Below are 16980 nucleotides of genomic sequence, written 5' to 3'. Positions count from 1 at the left end.
ATGGCGTTTAATAATAAAGCAATTATCCAGGAATAATCCGTATAAAAAATCTGGCGCATTAAAGATCAATCAAAATAAACGCAACGATGAATGACCGCCCCTTTCGGGGCAGCCGTTATCAGCTTATTTTTTCCAGCATTAATCCTGCGCGCAGCCCAAAGGCAACCGAGGGGTTTGGAAAGAGCACATACTCGGTCGACTTTTGCACCTCGTAGCGCTCCTCACCATCTTCCGCCAGCAGCACGCCCCGACGAAACGGGGTAAAGTTTAGCGTATGTGCCGCCATATGCAGGCGAAAGGCGTCGCTGCGGCGGGTGATTTGTTGCACCACCCGATAGCGCTCCACCTCGCCTGCCTGCCGGGTCGGCGTTTTTCCGCTTAATAGTGCCTGCAGGGCCTGCTGAGTGACAGCAAACAGGCGAAGATCGTTATGCCCAAAAGGCAGGGCTTTCCCGAGCTCCAAAGTACAGGCCAGCGCACCAAAGCGTTCACAGCTGAAATGGGTAAAGGTTCCGCCCGGAGTCTGATGGAACACCAGCGCCTCTAGCCCTGCATCCCCCAGCCACCCCAGAAATACCTCATCCCAGGGGGCGTCCCGCTGGGGCAACACCCCGAAGCGCACGTGGTAAGAGGCGCGGATCGCGGTATGCAGATCCAGATGCCAGCGATCATCCCCTGCATCGGCAAAGAAGTCAGCTACACACTGTTCCAGCACCTGGGCCCGGGCGGCATCTTCCCCAGGCGGAAACTGCGTCCAGCGTCCACCAAACATGCGGTTGATATCCCACTCCAGATAGCGCTTATTCGCCACCAGCGCCTGCGGATGGCCGAAGATCACCAGCAGACGACAGCTCAGCATCATTTCGCCGCGGAACAGGGCGCTAAGTAAGGCATCGACGATTTCAACCGGTGCCGTCTCATTGCCATGGATCCCTGACGAAAGCACCAGCGAACGCGTGCTCTGTGTCTCAGGGGTCAATTCCATCACGCCTGGCGCCAGCCAGCGCCAGTGAAACGAAGGGCCGGTGCCCGCATGCTGGGCCGGTGACTCCGCGGCCAGCGTCAGGGCCAACAGGTTTTCCATCTCGCCTCCTTTATTGCTGGAACGGATAGACCGAACCGAGCTGTAAAATTCGGGTTAAGGCATCCAGCGCCTCGCGCCCTTCACGCAACAATTGCGGATCAACCAGATCGGCCTGGGTTAAGCGATCGCGATAGTAGCGATCCACCCAGTCATTAAGTGTGTTGAACAACGTCTCATTCATCATCACCGCCGGGTTGACCGCCTGCTGTTGCTCTGGCGTGAGGACGACCCGCAACCGCAGGCATGCCGGGCCGCCGCCGTTCGCCATGCTTTCGCGAAGGTCAAATACGCGCAATTCGCTGATGGGGTTGTCCCCTTCCAGCAAGGTATTCAGGTAATGCCAAACGCCAGCATGAAGTTGCGATTCCTGCGGTAGCACCAGCATCATGCTGCCGTCGTCTTTACTCAGAAGCTGGCTGTTAAAGAGATAGGTGGCCACGGCATCCGCGACCGAGACCGCCTTTGTGGGCACCTCCAGCGGGGTAAAGCCCGGCACGCGGCTGCGAAGGATCCCGAACAGCGCCTGCTGGTCCATAAACGCCTGCTCGTGGCAAAACAGTACCTGACGGTTGGAGACGGCAATCACATCGTTATGGAATACCCCGTGGTCAATCACCTCGGGATTTTGCTGGGCGAAAATCAGCTGACCCGGATTGACCTGATTCAGCCGGGCCACCGCCTGGCTCGCCGCCAGGGTCTGACGGGCGGGATAGCGTGACGGAGTGGCATGCCCGGATTCATCGCGGCCATAGACAAAGAGCTGAATACCCGGTTCGCCATACTCCCCTCCCAGGCGGTTATGGTTGGCTGCCCCTTCGTCTCCAAACATCGCCACCTGCGGCAGGGCGTCATGAACGCTAAAGTGCGTTCTGTCGCGGAAAATCGACCGCAGCAGCTGTTCAGTGGTTCGCGCTTCGGTGGCGCGGTGGAATTTGTTATTGAGGTTAGCCACGGTGAGATGCACTTTGCCGTCGAGCGTATCGGCAGAGGGCGCCACGGTGGCGGCATTCGCCACCCACATCGCCGACGCTGAACTGGCGGCGGAGAGCAGATCCGGATACAAAGTGCCGGCTTTCTCTACGACCTGCTCGTCAGTCCCGCTGAAGCCAAGCTGGCGCAAAACGGCCACGTTTGGCCGCTCATGAGGAGGGATCACCCCCTGCGGAAACCCGGCATCAGCCAGGGCTTTCATTTTGAGCAACCCCTGTTTCGCCGCCAGACGAGGATTTGAGATCTGGAAACGGTGTTTGGTTGAGGCTTCATTCCCAAAAGAGAGCCCGGCATAGTGGTGGGTCAGCCCGACCAGGCCGTCAAAATTGACTTCACGCGCTTTCATGGCGCTTCCCCTGTGTAAAATCGAGGCCCGGATTGAGCTGCTCTGGCAGCGCGATGGTTTCCGTTTCTAGGCTCGCCATCGGCCACGAGCAGTAATCTGCGGCGTACCAGGCGCTGGCGCGATGGTTGCCAGAGGCACCCACGCCGCCAAACGGCGCGGTACTGGCGGCACCGGTAAGGGGTTTGTTCCAGTTGACGATCCCGGCCCGGGCTTCCAGCAACAGCTGGTCAAACTTTTCACGATCCGGGGAGATCAACCCGCTCGACAGGCCATAGCGGGTGGCATTAGCCATGGCGATGGCTTCATCGAAGGTGTCATAACGCCAGACGCACAGCAGGGGGCCAAAGACCTCTTCATCCGCCACGCTCTGCACGCCGCTCATCTCGACGATAGCTGGCGTCAATAAAGAGGTACCCGCTTTTACCCGTCGCGGATCCAGTAACGAGGTCCCGCCCTTCGCAACATGCTCGCGCCAGGCGTTATACACCTGTATAGCTGCCTGCTCAGAGATTAGGCCGCCGATAAACGGTTGATCCAGAGCATCCCACTCGCCGGGTATCAGCGTTGACGATACCTCTACCAGGCGCGCCAGAAACGCATCCCCCTGCGCACCGCGTTTTACCAGCAGGCGACGCGCGCAGGTACAGCGCTGGCCCGCCGTAATAAAGGCGGACTGAATGGTAAGGTGGACGGCGGCATCAATATCGGCGGGCTCATCAACGATCAGGGGGTTATTGCCGCCCATCTCCAGCGCGAGAATTTTTTCCGGCTGTCCTGCCAGCTGACGGTGCAGCTGATACCCGGTGCCGGCGCTGCCCGTAAACAGCAGGCCATCCACGTCGCGAAGACCGCTCAGCGCCTGGCCCGTTTCCCGTCCCCCCTGCACCAGGTTCAACACGCCCGGCGGCAAACCGGCTTGCTCCCACAGTTTAACCACCGCTTCGCCCGTCCAGGGGGTCAGTTCACTGGGTTTGAAGATCAGGGTATTACCCGCCAACAGCGCCGGAACGATGTGTCCGTTCGGCAGGTGGCCGGGGAAGTTATAGGGGCCGAACACCGCCAGCACCCCATGAGGACGATGGCGCAGGGTTGCCGCGCCGTCTGCCATCTCGGTGCGTTGCTCGCCAGTGCGGGTATGGTAGGCCTTCACCGAGATGGCCACTTTATTGATCATCGCCGTGATTTCAGTGGCCGCTTCCCAGCGCGGTTTCCCGGTTTCGCGAGCAATGATGCTCGTCAGTTCAGTTTTATTGGCTTCCAGTAGTCCGGCGAATTTTTCCGCAATGCTTTGGCGCACGGTAAAGGGCAACCTGGCCCATGCCGGGAAGGCCGCCCGGGCGGCACGGCAGGCCTGCTCAACCTGCTCCGGGCTGGCGTCGTTGCCCTGCCAGAGGGTCTCTTGTCCAACCGGATTGGTTTTCGTGCGTTTTTCTCCCGCGCCGGTGACCCAGTCGCCGTTAATCCATAAAGTCATGCTGTTTTCTCCTCAGGACACAGACGCACCATGCGGATACGGTCGCCTGCGTGGCATTTCAGGGCATCCAGTTGCGCGGCGGTGAGCACCAGACGTTCGCAGTCGGGATCCACGCGAATCAGCGTGGCGCGAAAATGGTCATACTGTTCGTTGGCGACCAGACAGGCTGGCCACTCGCCCGGTGCAGGCTGGCCTTCTGCCACCTCCACCAGCCGACTTTTACGAATCGCGCGCACCCGATCGATATCGCACTCGAGCGTTGGCCCGCCGTCGAAAATGTCCACATAGTTACAGTAGCGGAATCCCTCTTTTTCCAGCACCGCACGGGCCGGCGCGGTTTGCGGATGCACTTCGCCAATCACCGCCTGCGCCTCTTCGCTAAGGAAGTGGGTATAGATCGGGTGTTTGGGCATCAGCTCAGCGATAAAGGCTTTTTGCCCGGTGCCGCACAGGTAGTCAGCGCGGCTGAATTCCATGGAAAAGAAGCGCTCGCCGAGGCTTTTCCAGAACGGAGAGAAACCCGTTTCGTCGATCACGCCGCGCATCTCAGCCACCACTTTGTCATTGAAGCGATCGCGGAAGGCCGCCATGAACATAAAACGCGATTTAGAGAGCAGGTAGCCATTGCCCTCCTTGCGCCAGGCGGGATCGAGAAACAAGGTACAAAGTTCACTGCTGCCGGTGTGATCGTTACTGAGAAATAGCGTCGGCAGTGCGTTATAGACGTTCAGCTCTTTCGAGGCATGAACCAGGGTACCTACGCGGTAGTTGTACCAGGGATCGTTGAGCCCCACCGCCACTTCAATGGCGCAGATCCCCGCCACGGTGCCGGTTTCGCACTCTTCCAGCACAAAGACATAGCCCTGTTCACCTTTCGGCACCGTCCCTTGCCAGGTTTGAATGGCACGCTCGATACGCGCCAACAGCGTCTGTTCATCGGCCGGCAACGAGGTCAACCCACCGCCTGTCTTACCGGCAAGCTGCATGAGCGCAGGGAGATCCTCACGCTCAACGGGACGGATAACCATCATGATGACACCCCGGACTTCACGCGTTCACAGGCCTGCGCAAACCGGTCTAACCCGGTTTGCACCTCTTCGGTGCTCACAATCAGCGCGGGGGCAAAACGCACCACGTTGGCCCCGGCAATTAACACCATGACCCCCGCTTTCGCCGCCTCCTGTGAAATCAATTTCGCTTTTCCGGCGTACTCCTCCGTTAGCACACAGCCAATCAGCAGACCAAGGCCACGAATCTCCTTAAAGAGGCCGGTCTGATTGTTGATGGCCGTGAGACGCTCAACAAACCAGTCATGACGCTGTTTCACGCCATTCAGCACCTCTGGCGTATTGATAATATCCAGCACCTGCCCGGCCACCGCAGTAGCCAGCGGGTTACCGCCATAGGTTGTGCCATGCGTCCCCACGCCCATGACGCTGGCGAATTTATTGGTGGTCAGCATCGCCCCAATCGGGAAGCCGCCGCCGAGCGCCTTGGCGGTAGAGAGTACATCTGGCGTTACACCGTAGTGCATATAGGCATACAACTCACCGGTACGGCCGACGCCGGTCTGTACTTCATCGAAAATCAGCACCGCGTTGTGACGATCGCAGAGTTCGCGTAACCCCTGCAGGAACGCTTTGTCTGCCGGTAACACGCCCCCCTCCCCCTGCATCGGCTCAACGATCACCGCGCAGGTCATGTCGTCGATCAGATCCCGGGCTGAGTTCAGATCGTTATAGACGCCGTGGCGAATGTCCGGCGGCAACGGGGCAAAATCCTGAGAATAAGAGGGCTGCCCGCCGGCACTGACGGTAAATAGCGTGCGGCCATGGAACGCGTTTTTGAACGCGACGATCCCGCTTTTCTGGCTGCCAAAGTGGTCGTGGGCATATTTGCGCGCCAGCTTCAGCGCCGCCTCGTTGGCTTCGGCCCCCGAGTTACAGAAGAACACTTTCTCCGCGAAGGTGGCGTCGATCAACTTCTTCGCCAGACGCAACGCCGGCTCGTTGGTGTAGCCATTTCCCGTATGCCAAAACCTGGCCGCCTGCTCGTTCAGGGTCTGACGCAATGCCGGGTGCGCATGGCCCAGTGCGTTAACCGCAATCCCGCCGGCAAAGTCGATATACTCTTTACCCTGCTGATCCCACAGACGTGAACCCTCTCCCCGCACCGGAATAAAAGCCGCCGGCGCATAAACCGGCATCATCCATTCATCGAAATTTTCACGCGTAATTGACAGAGACATAGCGACCTCATCCGGTAAATAAAAGGTTATTTAGATGTTAAATATTTGAGTGTTTGCGCTGTAAATGTAGATTGCACTGTTCGTGCCAGCTAGCGATAAAAGTGCATAAAAGGGAGGTGTAAACGTAAAATCAACAAGTTACGTCGAGGCGTTATTCATTATTTTTGCATAAATAGTGAATATTTTCGCAACAAGCGCGGGTTTGCCGGATGAAAAATAGTAATATTATTCATTTGCCAAATATAATTCTGGAATTGTGATCCCTCGCGAAATTACTTAACTCTTTACGCGCTTTTATTGGGCAAGCTGCGCCTAAAAAGTGCAAAACTTGCACCATTATTTACATCTATCGCCGTTATCGGTTTTTCCCTCCTTGCGGTGGCAGTCAGTCGCGCTAAATTCTGCTACCATCCTTGCACTATTCACCTTGCACTGGCAGCGACTATGAAATTTGTCTCATTTAATATCAACGGCCTGCGCGCCCGTCCCCATCAACTGGCAGCCATCGTCGAACAACATCAGCCCGACGTCATTGGTCTGCAGGAGACAAAAGTTCACGACGATATGTTCCCCCTCGAAGAGGTGGCAAAACTGGGCTATAACGTCTTTTATCACGGGCAAAAAGGTCACTACGGCGTGGCGCTGCTGACCAAAGAGACGCCAGTTTCTGTTCGTCGTGGCTTCCCGGACGATGACGGTGAGGCGCAACGCCGCATCATCATGGCAGAACTGCCTTCGCCGATGGGAAACATCACGGTTATCAATGGCTATTTCCCACAGGGCGAAAGCCGCGACCATCCGACCAAGTTCCCGGCGAAAGAGAAGTTCTATCAGGATCTCCAGCGTTATCTTGAAACTGAGCTGCAGAAAGAAAACCCGGTGCTAATCATGGGTGACATCAATATTAGCCCGACGGACCTTGATATCGGCATTGGCGAAGAGAGCCGCAAACGCTGGCTGCGCGCCGGTAAATGCTCCTTCCTGCCGGAAGAGCGCGAGTGGATGGGTCGCCTGCTGGACTGGGGTTTGGTAGACACTTTCCGCCACGCCAACCCGGAAACCCAGGATCGCTTCTCGTGGTTCGACTACCGTTCCAAAGGTTTTGATGACAACCGCGGGCTGCGCATTGATGTGCTGCTGGCAAGCCATCCGCTGGCGGAACGTTGTATCGACACCGGGATTGATTACGCCATCCGCGGCATGGAAAAACCGTCTGACCATGCGCCGGTCTGGGCGAAGTTTGATCTCTAAGCTCACCGCGATGAAGGTCAAAACAATTGACGTCGTCTGCGCCATCCTCGAACGGGATGGCCAGATTTTGCTGGCCCAGCGGCCAGAGCATGCCGATCAGGCGGGAATGTGGGAACTGGCCGGGGGCAAAGTGGAACCGGGTGAAACGCAGCAAGAGGCTCTGATTCGCGAGCTGCGTGAGGAACTCGCCATTGAGGTTCAGCCAGGCGACTATGTTGCCAGCCACCAGCGGGAAGTCTCCCGCCGGCTGATCCACCTGCACGCCTGGCACGTGCCGCACTTTAGCGGCACCCCGGTGGCGCACTATCACACCCAACTGGTATGGTGTACCCCACGGCAGGCGTTGACTTACAACCTTGCGCCCGCGGATGTCCCGCTGCTGGAAGCCTTTATTCTTTCACACGACGCCACACCAGTGGATTCGTACTGATTGTCCGTTCGTCGCGCTGACACTGTAACAATACCCCGTCAGCGCGAACCACCGCCCCCTCCGAATAGTTCTGATCCTGATAGATACAACACATGTTGCACGGCTGCGCCCGCTGCCCACCAGAGCTGAACACTTCCGGCGGTACGTTCACGTCGATATCCGGGCGCAGACGTTGCTCGGCATAACTGCTGAGAGAGAAAAGCCCGAGCATGGCGGCAATCATTAATCGATTCATAGACGTTTCATCCTGTCTTGTCCTCTTAACACTATAACGGACAGTCACCCGCAAGCTTTAACCCTTTCCATCATCGTTTTTTATTATGACCCGGGGCGGATGATGAATTTCCCTGGATGGGGAAATTTTCACTTGCGTTACAAACTGGTACGAGTGATATAGTCGAAAACCACAACACATCACAGATAAAACCGTCAAAAAGATAATAATTCTATTTATAAGAGGAACTTATACTTATGGACCAGGTATGCTCTCTGGAATCGTTTCTGAATACTGTTCAACAGCGCGACCCGCATCAGAGTGAGTTTTCGCAGGCCGTTCGCGAAGTGATGACCACCCTGTGGCCGTTCCTTGAACAGAACCCACGCTATCGTCAGATGTCCCTGCTGGAGCGTCTGGTTGAGCCTGAGCGCGTAATTCAGTTCCGCGTGGTCTGGGTGGATGACCGCAATCAGGTACAGGTTAACCGTGCGTGGCGTGTACAGTTCAACTCGGCAATTGGTCCGTTTAAGGGCGGCATGCGATTCCATCCCTCCGTTAACCTCTCCATTCTTAAGTTCCTCGGTTTTGAACAAACCTTTAAAAACGCCCTCACCACCCTGCCGATGGGCGGCGGTAAAGGTGGCAGTGATTTCGATCCGAAAGGCAAAAGTGAAGGTGAGGTCATGCGATTCTGCCAGGCGCTGATGACTGAACTTTATCGTCACCTGGGGCCGGACACCGACGTACCGGCCGGGGATATCGGCGTAGGCGGACGCGAAGTGGGCTTTATGGCCGGGATGATGAAAAAACTCTCCAATAACAGCGCCTGCGTGTTTACCGGTAAAGGTCTCTCCTTCGGCGGCAGCCTGATCCGTCCGGAAGCCACCGGCTATGGTCTGGTCTATTTCACCCAGGCGATGTTACAGCGCCATGGTCTGAGCTTTGAAGGGATGCGCGTGGCGGTCTCTGGCTCGGGGAACGTGGCTCAGTATGCCATTGAGAAAGCGATGGAGTTTGGCGCACGGGTCATCACCGCCTCTGACTCCAGCGGCACCGTAGTTGATGAAGCCGGTTTTACTGCCGAGAAGCTGGCACGTCTTTGCGAAATTAAAGCCAGCCGCGATGGCCGCGTGGCCGACTATGCCCGCGAATTTGGGCTGACCTATCTTGAGGGCAAACAGCCATGGGCCGTGCCGGTGGATATCGCCCTGCCCTGCGCCACCCAGAATGAACTGGATATCGATGCCGCGCGTCAGCTGGTGGCAAACGGCGTGAAAGCGGTAGCGGAAGGGGCCAATATGCCCACCACCATCGAAGCGACCGATCTGTTCCTGGAGGCGGGTGTGCTCTTCGCGCCGGGTAAAGCGGCTAACGCCGGCGGCGTGGCGACGTCAGGTCTTGAGATGGCGCAGAACGCCGCGCGGATGGGCTGGAAAGCCGAAAAAGTGGATGCGCGCCTGCACCACATCATGCTGGATATTCACCACGCCTGCGTCGAGTACGGCGGTGAAGAGAAACAGACCAACTACGTACGCGGGGCAAATATCGCCGGGTTCGTAAAGGTCGCCGATGCGATGATGGGCCAGGGAGTGATTTAAATTCTCTAAAATGGCAGACGTTAAAAGCCCGGTGCAGGTTACCTCACCGGGCTTTTTTTATGCTGCGCTGCGCTTTTTTTTAAAGGGTTTCTTATTACCGCCACCTGGCGCTGACATCCCCCTGAACTGCCTGACCGGGGTACTCTTCGCCTGGTTAATCAAATCAAACAGGGTGCCCACCAGCGGCTGCATAAAGTCCTGATAACGGCACTGCTTCTCACTGATTTGTGTCAGTACCGATTCCCAGTGGGCTGTCATATCCGGCCGTGCGGCCAGTTCAGGCAGCGAGTGGATCAGCGCCCGTCCTGGATCGGTGGAGTGAATGTAGCGCCCTTTCTTGATAAAAAAACCCCGTTTGAACAGCAGCTCGATGATCCCGGCGCGGGTAGCTTCGGTGCCTAATCCATCCGTCGCGCGCAGGATCTTCTTCAGATCTTTGTCCTGCACAAAGCGGGCAATACCGGTCATGGCCGAGAGCAACGTCGCATCGGTAAAGTGACGCGGCGGCTGCGTCTGCCGCTCAACCACTTCGCCTTTCTCACAGAGCAGTTCGTCCTCTTTTGCCACCACCGGCAGCGGCGTACCGTCGTTCTCTTCATCGCGCTCTTTATTGCCCAGCAGCGTCCGCCATCCGGCTTCGGCCAGGAAACGCGCTTTGGCCACGAATTTGCCTTTTGCGATCTCCAGCTCAATGACGCACTTGCGGAATACCGCATCAGGGCAGAACTGCATCAGATACTGGCGGGCAATCAGGTTGTACACTTTCGCTTCGTTGTCCGTCAGCGTGACCTTGCTACTGCGCGCCGTCGGAATAATGGCGTGGTGGGCATCGACTTTTTTGTCATCCCAGCAGCGGTTGCGGGTATCTGCGTTAACGACAGGCTGGCCTGATAACTCCGGCGCATGCGCGCTGATGGCGTTCATCACTGCGTGCCGCCCGGCAAAATGCTCCTCGGGCAGGTATCGGCTGTCAGAACGCGGATAAGTTATCAATTTAAGGGTTTCGTACAACTTCTGGCAGATATCGAGCACGTTTTGCGCGCTCAGGCCAAAGCGTTTCGCCGCTTCAATCTGCAGCGCAGAGAGCGAAAACGGCAGCGGTGCCGGTTCTGATTCCCGTTTATCGTTATAGCTGGTCACGACCGCCGGTTGCCCGCCGATACGGTTCACGACGTGATCTGCGAGCGGACGATGAAGCAAACGCCCCTCTTCATCCTGATAGGGTTCGCAGGCTTCGCTGGGTTGCCAGGTCGCGGTAAAGCGCTCCTCTTTCGGGGTAACGATATGCGCTTTCACTTCAAAGAAATCTTTGGCAACGAAGTTTTCGATCTCTTCGTCACGACGCACCACCAGCCCCAGGACCGGCGTCTGGACGCGGCCCACGGAGAGCACGCCCTGATAGCCTGCATTGCGCCCAAGAATGGTGTAGGCGCGGGTCATATTAATGCCGTACAGCCAGTCGGCGCGCGCCCGGGCCAGCGCCGAGACGCAGAGCGGTACAAACTCGCTATTGGCACGCAGTCGCGAGATGGCGCGCTCGACCGCCTGCGGGTTGAGATCGTTAATCAGACAGCGCTGCACCTGCTGACGCTTTTCTGGTGCCAGTTGCAGGTAGTCCAGCACCTCATCCACCAGCAACTGCCCTTCCCTGTCCGGGTCACCGGCGTGAATGATTTCCGCCGCATCGTGCAAGAAGCGCTTAATCACATTGAGCTGTTTAGTTACCGACGGGCGCGGCTGAAGCTGCCATTTTTCCGGCACGATGGGCAGGTCGTTAAGATTCCAGCGCGCATAACGGCTGTCGTAGGCATCGGGCTGCGCCTGCTCCAGCAGGTGGCCGATACACCAGGTCACCACCTGCCCATTACCACACTCAATAAAACCATCGCCTTTGCGGTGCGGTTTAGGCAACACATCGGCGATGGCGCGACCGAGACTCGGTTTTTCGGCAATAAATAACCGCATCGAATTACTGGATCTCGATCATTGGCCGTCCACCACGAGCCGTGACCAGTTCGCCGATGGCGCTCAGGTTGATGCCGTATTCCGCGGCGGTGGCTTTCACTTCGGCTTCGGCCTCTGGCGTTACCGCCAGCAGCAGACCGCCAGAGGTTTGCGGATCGCACAGCAGATCACGCCACTCGGCGGGCATCTCGCCCATCAGATGACCGTAGCTGGCAAAGTTGCGCTGGGTGCCACCCGGCACCGCCCCCTGGGCAATATATGCTTCGACACCCGGCAGTTTCGGCACATCCTGATACCAGAGTTGCGCCTGCACGCCCGCTCCCTGACACACCTCGCTCAGGTGGCCAAGCAGGCCAAAGCCGGTGACATCCGTCATCGCCTTCACACCATCAATGTTGGCAAAAGCCGCCCCGGCGAGGTTCATCTGACACATCACTTCCGCCGCCAGGCCTTTATGTTCAGGCTTGAGCAGAGATTTCTTCTCCGCGGTGGTGAGCACGCCAATCCCCAGCGGCTTGGTCAGATAGAGTTTGCAGCCGGGCTCGGCGGTACTGTTGCGTTTAACGCGTTCGGTGGGCACCACGCCGGTCACCGCCAGGCCAAAGATAGGCTCTGGTGCGTCGATAGAGTGGCCGCCTGCCAGCGCAATGCCCGCCTGCTGGCAAGCAAAACGCCCGCCCTCAATCACCTCGCGGGCAATTTCCGGTGCCAGGGTATTAATGGGCCAGCCAAGAATGGCAATCGCCATAATGGGTTTACCCCCCATCGCGAAGATATCGCTGATGGCGTTGGTGGCGGCGATGCGGCCAAAGTCGTACGGGTTGTCGACAATCGGCATAAAGAAATCGGTGGTGCTAATGATGCTGGTCCCGTTGCCTAAATCGTAAACGGCGGCGTCGTCACGGGTTTCGTTGCCAACAAGCAGGTTCGGGTCGACAAACTTCGCCTGCTCGCTGTGAAGAATGGTCTCCAGCACTTTGGGGGAAATTTTACAACCGCAACCGGCTCCGTGGCTGTATTGCGTTAAACGAATGGTTTGCTCGCTCATGGACATCTCCTGTCATTGCAATTGCGTTATGTTAACGCTCATTCCATTACGGGGTAAGTATGGGTGTCTGAATTCTGGTGCACTTGCACAGAATCCAGACAGTTTAGCCCAGGTCGTCAGAAGCGGGTGACGAACGGCGAGGTATCGGGCACTGAGACGGTGGTGGACGCTTTTAACTGCGGCGTACCGAGATAGAGGAAACCGACGATTTTATCTTCTGTTCTGCAATCAAGCGCATCCCGTACCACCGGGCTGTCGGTTAATGCCCCGCTGCGCCAGATACCATTAAAGCCCTGCGCGAGGGCAGACATCTGCATTGCCATGACCGCGCATCCGGCGGACATCTCCTGCTCCCAGACGGGAACTTTGTGATTCGGCTGACATTTGGCGACCACGGCGATGATCATCGGCGCGCGGAATGGCGCATTTCGCACTTTCTCGATCGCTTTTTCATCCTGCTCAGCGGCAATAGCCCCCTTTTCCAGCAGCGCGCTGAAACGCGTGCGGCCTTCACCTTCTATGATAAAGAAGTGCCACGGCTGTAACGTACCGTGATCGGGCGCGCGCAAGGCTGCGCGAAGGATATTTTCCAGCTGCTCACCAGCGGGAGCGGGCTCAGTAAGGCGCGAGGCGCTGCGGCGGTTAACCAGCAGTTCTAGTGCATCCATGGGGTAACTCCTGTCTACGGATTTACTCAAAATTAACACGACAGCAGATTTTGTTACAGCGTGGCAGGCGATTCCTGCTGACAAGAGGCAGTTGGGTCATTACGATAGCCCGACAACCCGTCCATGGCGACGGGCCGGGTAATTTTTGGACAGGGAGAAGAGATGCGAACCCTTTGGCGTTTTTTTGCCGGATTTTTTAAATGGACGTGGCGGCTGCTGAATTTCGTCCGTCAGCTGGTCATGAACCTCTTTTTCATCTTGCTGGTGATGGTTTGCGTTGGCGTCTGGATGCATATAAGCAGCACCAGTCAAAGTCAGCATGCTACGCGCGGTGCGCTGCTGCTGGATATTGCTGGGGTGGTGGTCGATAAACCATCTACCAACAACCGACTCGGCGTGCTGGGTCGCCAGCTGTTTGGTGCCAGCAGCGATCGTCTGCAGGAGAACTCGCTGTTTGACATCGTCGACGCGATTCGTCAGGCGAAAGCAGATCGTAACATCACCGGGATCGTTCTCGACCTGAGAAACTTCGCGGGGGCCGACCAGCCTTCCATGCAGTACATTGGTAAAGCGCTACGCGAGCTCCGCGACAGCGGCAAACCGGTCATCGCTGTGGGCGATAACTACAGTCAGGGGCAATATTATCTGGCCAGTTTCGCCAATAAAATTTGGCTCTCGCCCCAAGGTACCGTGGACCTGCATGGCTTTGCGACCAATGGCCTTTATTACAAATCGCTGCTGGATAAGCTGAAAGTCACCACCCATGTCTTCCGTGTTGGCACCTATAAATCGGCCGTTGAGCCGTTTATTCGCGATGATATGTCCCCTGCCGCCCGCGAGGCTGACAGCCGCTGGATTGGCGAACTGTGGCAGAACTATCTCGGCACCGTGGCCGCTAACCGCCAGATCACGCCTGAACAGCTTTTCCCGGGCGCACAGGCGGTGCTTGATGGCCTGCGTAAGGTCGATGGCGACACGGCGAAATATGCCCTGAATAACAAACTGGTTGATGTGCTCGGTTCCAGCGCCGACATCGAAAAAGCCCTGACCAAACAGTTTGGCTGGAGCAAAGAGGACAAAAACTTCAGCGCCATCAGCTTCTATGATTACCAGCCGAACAAACCGGCCGATGCTGGCGACAGTATTGCGGTTGTGTTTGCTAACGGCGCCATCATGGACGGGGAAGAGACGCCGGGTAACGTGGGCGGTGATACTACCGCTTCGCAGATCCGCGATGCACGCCTCGATCCAAAAGTGAAAGCGATTGTTCTGCGGGTTAATAGCCCGGGCGGCAGCGTCAGCGCTTCTGAGGTGATCCGCGCCGAGCTGGCTGCGGCGCGCGCGGCGGGTAAACCGGTGGTCGTATCCATGGGTGGTATGGCGGCCTCTGGCGGTTACTGGATCTCCACGCCAGCGAACTACATCGTGGCGAACCCGAGCACCCTGACCGGCTCTATCGGTATCTTCGGGGTCATCAACACTATGGAGAACAGCCTGGATTATCTGGGCGTGCATACCGACGGCGTAGCCACCTCACCGCTGGCAGATGTCGCGGTAACCAAAGCGCTGCCGCCAGAAGTCTCGCAGATGATGCAGCTCAGCATTGAGAATGGTTACAAGCGCTTTATTACGCTGGTTGCCGACTCGCGCAAGAAGACGCCGGAGCAGATCGATCAGATTGCCCAGGGTCACGTCTGGACCGGTCAGGATGCCAAAAAGAACGGTCTGGTTGATAGCCTCGGCGATTTCGACGATGCCGTCGCGAAAGCGGCTGAACTGGCGAAGCTGAAGCAGTGGCATGTGGACTACTATCAGGACGAACCTACGTTCTTCGACGTGGTCGTGAACAGCATGTCAGGCTCGGTGCGGGCCATGTTGCCGCAGGCGCTACAGGCGATGCTGCCGGCACCGCTGGCCTCGGCGGCCAGCGTGGTAAAAGGTGAAAGCGATAAGCTCGCGGCCTTTAACGATCCACAAAATCGTTACGCGTTCTGTCTAACCTGCGCCAACGTGCGTTAATCCTCATCCCCTCTTCCGTGAAGAGGGGATTTTTCTTTGAAGCCAAGAACACAACATCATGCACAAGAAATCGATCTACGTGGCTTATACCGGCGGTACCATCGGTATGCAGCGCTCTGAAAATGGTTACATCCCGGTCTCGGGTCATCTGCAACGCCAGCTGGCGCTGATGCCGGAGTTTCATCGCCCGGAGATGCCAGACTTCACCATTCACGAGTATGACCCGCTAATGGACTCCTCCGATATGACGCCAGAAGACTGGCAGCATATCGCCGACGATATTAAAGCTCATTACGATCTGTATGACGGCTTCGTGATCCTGCATGGCACCGACACCATGGCGTTTACCGCCTCGGCGCTCTCTTTTATGCTGGAGAACCTGGGTAAGCCCGTGATTGTGACCGGCTCGCAAATCCCGCTGGCCGAGCTGCGCTCTGACGGGCAGATCAATCTGCTGAACTCCCTGTACGTAGCGGCAAACTACCCGATTAACGAGGTCGCGCTGTTCTTTAATAACCGCCTCTTCCGGGGTAACCGCACCACCAAAGCCCACGCGGATGGTTTCGATGCGTTTGCCTCACCTAACCTGCAACCGCTGCTGGAGGCGGGTATTCATATTCGCCGCCTCGGTACCCCGCCTGCGCCAAATACCCTGGGCGAACTAGTGGTCCATCCGATTACGCCGCAGCCGATTGGCGTAGTGACGATCTACCCGGGGATCTCGGCGGATGTGGTGCGAAACTTTCTGCGTCAGCCGGTGAAAGCGCTAATACTGCGTTCATACGGGGTGGGCAATGCTCCGCAGAATGGTGAATTTTTGCAAGAGCTGCAGGCCGCAAGCGAACGCGGCATTGTGGTGGTGAATTTGACGCAGTGCATGTCCGGTAAGGTCAATATGGGCGGATACGCCACGGGTAACGCGCTGGCGCATGCCGGGGTGATCAGCGGCTTTGATATGACGGTGGAAGCCACCCTTACCAAATTGCACTACCTTCTGAGCCAGGATCTGGATATCCACGCCATACGTCTCGCCATGATGCAGAACCTGCGCGGCGAACTGACGCCAGACGAATAGAGTCGGTTGGGAAGCACGAGAGGGTAACGGCGTTGCCCTCCTCGCCCGCTATCTCATGAGAGGGAGCTTATGAGCAACAGTACCAAAATTGACGGTTTTCTCTTGTTTCCTGCAGCCGGTTTGATACTTTCCTGCATCGCCGGGGCGTTCAACGCCTGGGTGGTCGTGTTACTCCTGTGGCTCTTTTTCACGGGTGAAGACCATGACGTCGGGCTGGCTGTTGCAGCGTTAACCCTGCCGAGCATTGTCTATATGACCTTGCTGGGCAACGCCTGCTGGCAGTTCTTCAGAAAAAGTAAGCGAACCCGAAAAGCCATGATTGCCTATTACGTGGGTAATTTTGTTATCAACGCCGGTTCGGTCATCTACAGCGGGATCGCCTTCGATATGTCACAACAATTCGCCGACCTGCTCTGGCTTCTGGTCTCCTCTTTCAGCCTGATTGTTTTAGTGCCCTGGTTTATCTACTCGAAACGCGTCCCTGTCGTCTTTTGTCGTTAATGCCCGGGCGTCCAGGAATGCTCCGGATAGCATTCTGTGGCCCCGCTTTACCATTAAAATTAGATG

15 protein-coding genes are annotated in these 16980 nt (G+C 57.1%); 6 read left to right on the top strand and 9 right to left on the bottom strand.

Translation table 11 applies throughout. The features are described 5' to 3' along the window. Positions 1-118: 118 nt before the first annotated feature. From astE to astC, 5 genes are read right to left on the bottom strand one after another with little or no spacing between them, the layout of a single operon-like run. Complete coding sequence (gene astE, locus JZ655_RS08740; protein ID WP_207293571.1) at positions 119-1084, bottom strand: succinylglutamate desuccinylase; 966 nt, start codon at positions 1082-1084, stop codon at positions 119-121. Between the two features lie 10 nt (positions 1085-1094). Then, positions 1095-2420 (bottom strand): N-succinylarginine dihydrolase, encoded by a 1326-nt coding sequence (astB, locus tag JZ655_RS08735; RefSeq protein WP_207293570.1) that lies wholly within the window; start codon positions 2418-2420, stop codon positions 1095-1097. Next, positions 2407-3894, bottom strand: a complete 1488-nt coding sequence (gene astD / locus JZ655_RS08730) for a succinylglutamate-semialdehyde dehydrogenase (protein WP_207293569.1) — start codon at positions 3892-3894, stop codon at positions 2407-2409. The genes astB and astD overlap by 14 nt, the downstream gene beginning before the upstream one ends. Next, on the bottom strand, positions 3891-4925 hold the full coding sequence (gene astA / locus JZ655_RS08725; RefSeq protein WP_040076037.1) for an arginine N-succinyltransferase: 1035 nt from the start codon (positions 4923-4925) through the stop codon (positions 3891-3893). Before astA ends, astD begins: the two co-directional genes overlap by 4 nt. Next, on the bottom strand, positions 4922-6142 hold the full coding sequence (gene astC / locus JZ655_RS08720; RefSeq protein WP_040076038.1) for a succinylornithine/acetylornithine transaminase: 1221 nt from the start codon (positions 6140-6142) through the stop codon (positions 4922-4924). The genes astA and astC overlap by 4 nt, the downstream gene beginning before the upstream one ends. 444 nt (positions 6143-6586) lie before the next feature. Here astC and xthA point away from each other — a divergent pair, with 444 nt between their 5' ends. Beyond that, positions 6587-7393, top strand: a complete 807-nt coding sequence (xthA, locus tag JZ655_RS08715) for an exodeoxyribonuclease III (protein ID WP_207293568.1) — start codon at positions 6587-6589, stop codon at positions 7391-7393. Between the two features lie 10 nt (positions 7394-7403). Further along, positions 7404-7823 (top strand): pyrimidine (deoxy)nucleoside triphosphate diphosphatase, encoded by a 420-nt coding sequence (locus JZ655_RS08710; RefSeq protein ID WP_207293567.1) that lies wholly within the window; start codon positions 7404-7406, stop codon positions 7821-7823. On the opposite strand, the gene JZ655_RS08705 is transcribed toward JZ655_RS08710, so the two are convergent. Next, positions 7783-8046, bottom strand: coding sequence for a YnjH family protein (locus JZ655_RS08705; RefSeq protein WP_414671878.1), 264 nt, complete (start codon positions 8044-8046; stop codon positions 7783-7785). The genes JZ655_RS08710 and JZ655_RS08705 overlap by 41 nt on opposite strands. A 248-nt stretch (positions 8047-8294) precedes the next feature. On the opposite strand from JZ655_RS08705, the gene gdhA reads away from it, so the two are divergent. Further along, positions 8295-9638 (top strand): NADP-specific glutamate dehydrogenase, encoded by a 1344-nt coding sequence (gdhA, locus tag JZ655_RS08700; RefSeq protein WP_046885892.1) that lies wholly within the window; start codon positions 8295-8297, stop codon positions 9636-9638. A gap of 57 nt (positions 9639-9695) precedes the next feature. Here gdhA and JZ655_RS08695 read toward each other — a convergent pair whose 3' ends face one another. The 3 genes from JZ655_RS08695 to JZ655_RS08685 form a co-directional block, all read right to left on the bottom strand. Further along, positions 9696-11603, bottom strand: coding sequence for a DNA topoisomerase III (locus tag JZ655_RS08695; RefSeq protein ID WP_207293566.1), 1908 nt, complete (start codon positions 11601-11603; stop codon positions 9696-9698). Positions 11604-11607: 4 nt separating this feature from the next. Continuing rightward, positions 11608-12651, bottom strand: coding sequence for a selenide, water dikinase SelD (selD, locus tag JZ655_RS08690; protein WP_046885890.1), 1044 nt, complete (start codon positions 12649-12651; stop codon positions 11608-11610). A gap of 116 nt (positions 12652-12767) precedes the next feature. Then, positions 12768-13319: an NAD(P)H nitroreductase gene (locus JZ655_RS08685; protein WP_207293565.1), complete on the bottom strand. Its 552-nt coding sequence runs from the start codon at positions 13317-13319 to the stop codon at positions 12768-12770. Between the two features lie 162 nt (positions 13320-13481). Here JZ655_RS08685 and sppA point away from each other — a divergent pair, with 162 nt between their 5' ends. From sppA to JZ655_RS08670, 3 genes are all read left to right on the top strand, one after another. Further along, the gene (gene sppA / locus JZ655_RS08680; RefSeq protein ID WP_207293564.1) at positions 13482-15338 is read left to right on the top strand and encodes a signal peptide peptidase SppA; all 1857 of its coding nucleotides are present in this window, start codon (positions 13482-13484) and stop codon (positions 15336-15338) included. Between the two features lie 58 nt (positions 15339-15396). Then, on the top strand, positions 15397-16413 hold the full coding sequence (gene ansA, locus JZ655_RS08675; RefSeq protein WP_040076047.1) for an asparaginase: 1017 nt from the start codon (positions 15397-15399) through the stop codon (positions 16411-16413). 69 nt (positions 16414-16482) lie between these two features. Next, positions 16483-16914 carry a DUF2569 family protein gene (locus JZ655_RS08670; RefSeq protein ID WP_207293563.1) on the top strand — a complete coding sequence of 144 codons (432 nt, stop codon included), beginning with the start codon at positions 16483-16485 and terminating at the stop codon, positions 16912-16914. The last annotated feature ends 66 nt before the right edge of the window (positions 16915-16980 follow it).

The organism is Leclercia pneumoniae (assembly GCF_017348915.1).
GTDB classification, from domain to species: Bacteria; Pseudomonadota; Gammaproteobacteria; order Enterobacterales; family Enterobacteriaceae; genus Enterobacter; species Enterobacter pneumoniae.
This window is presented reverse-complemented; position numbering and strand designations above follow the sequence as displayed.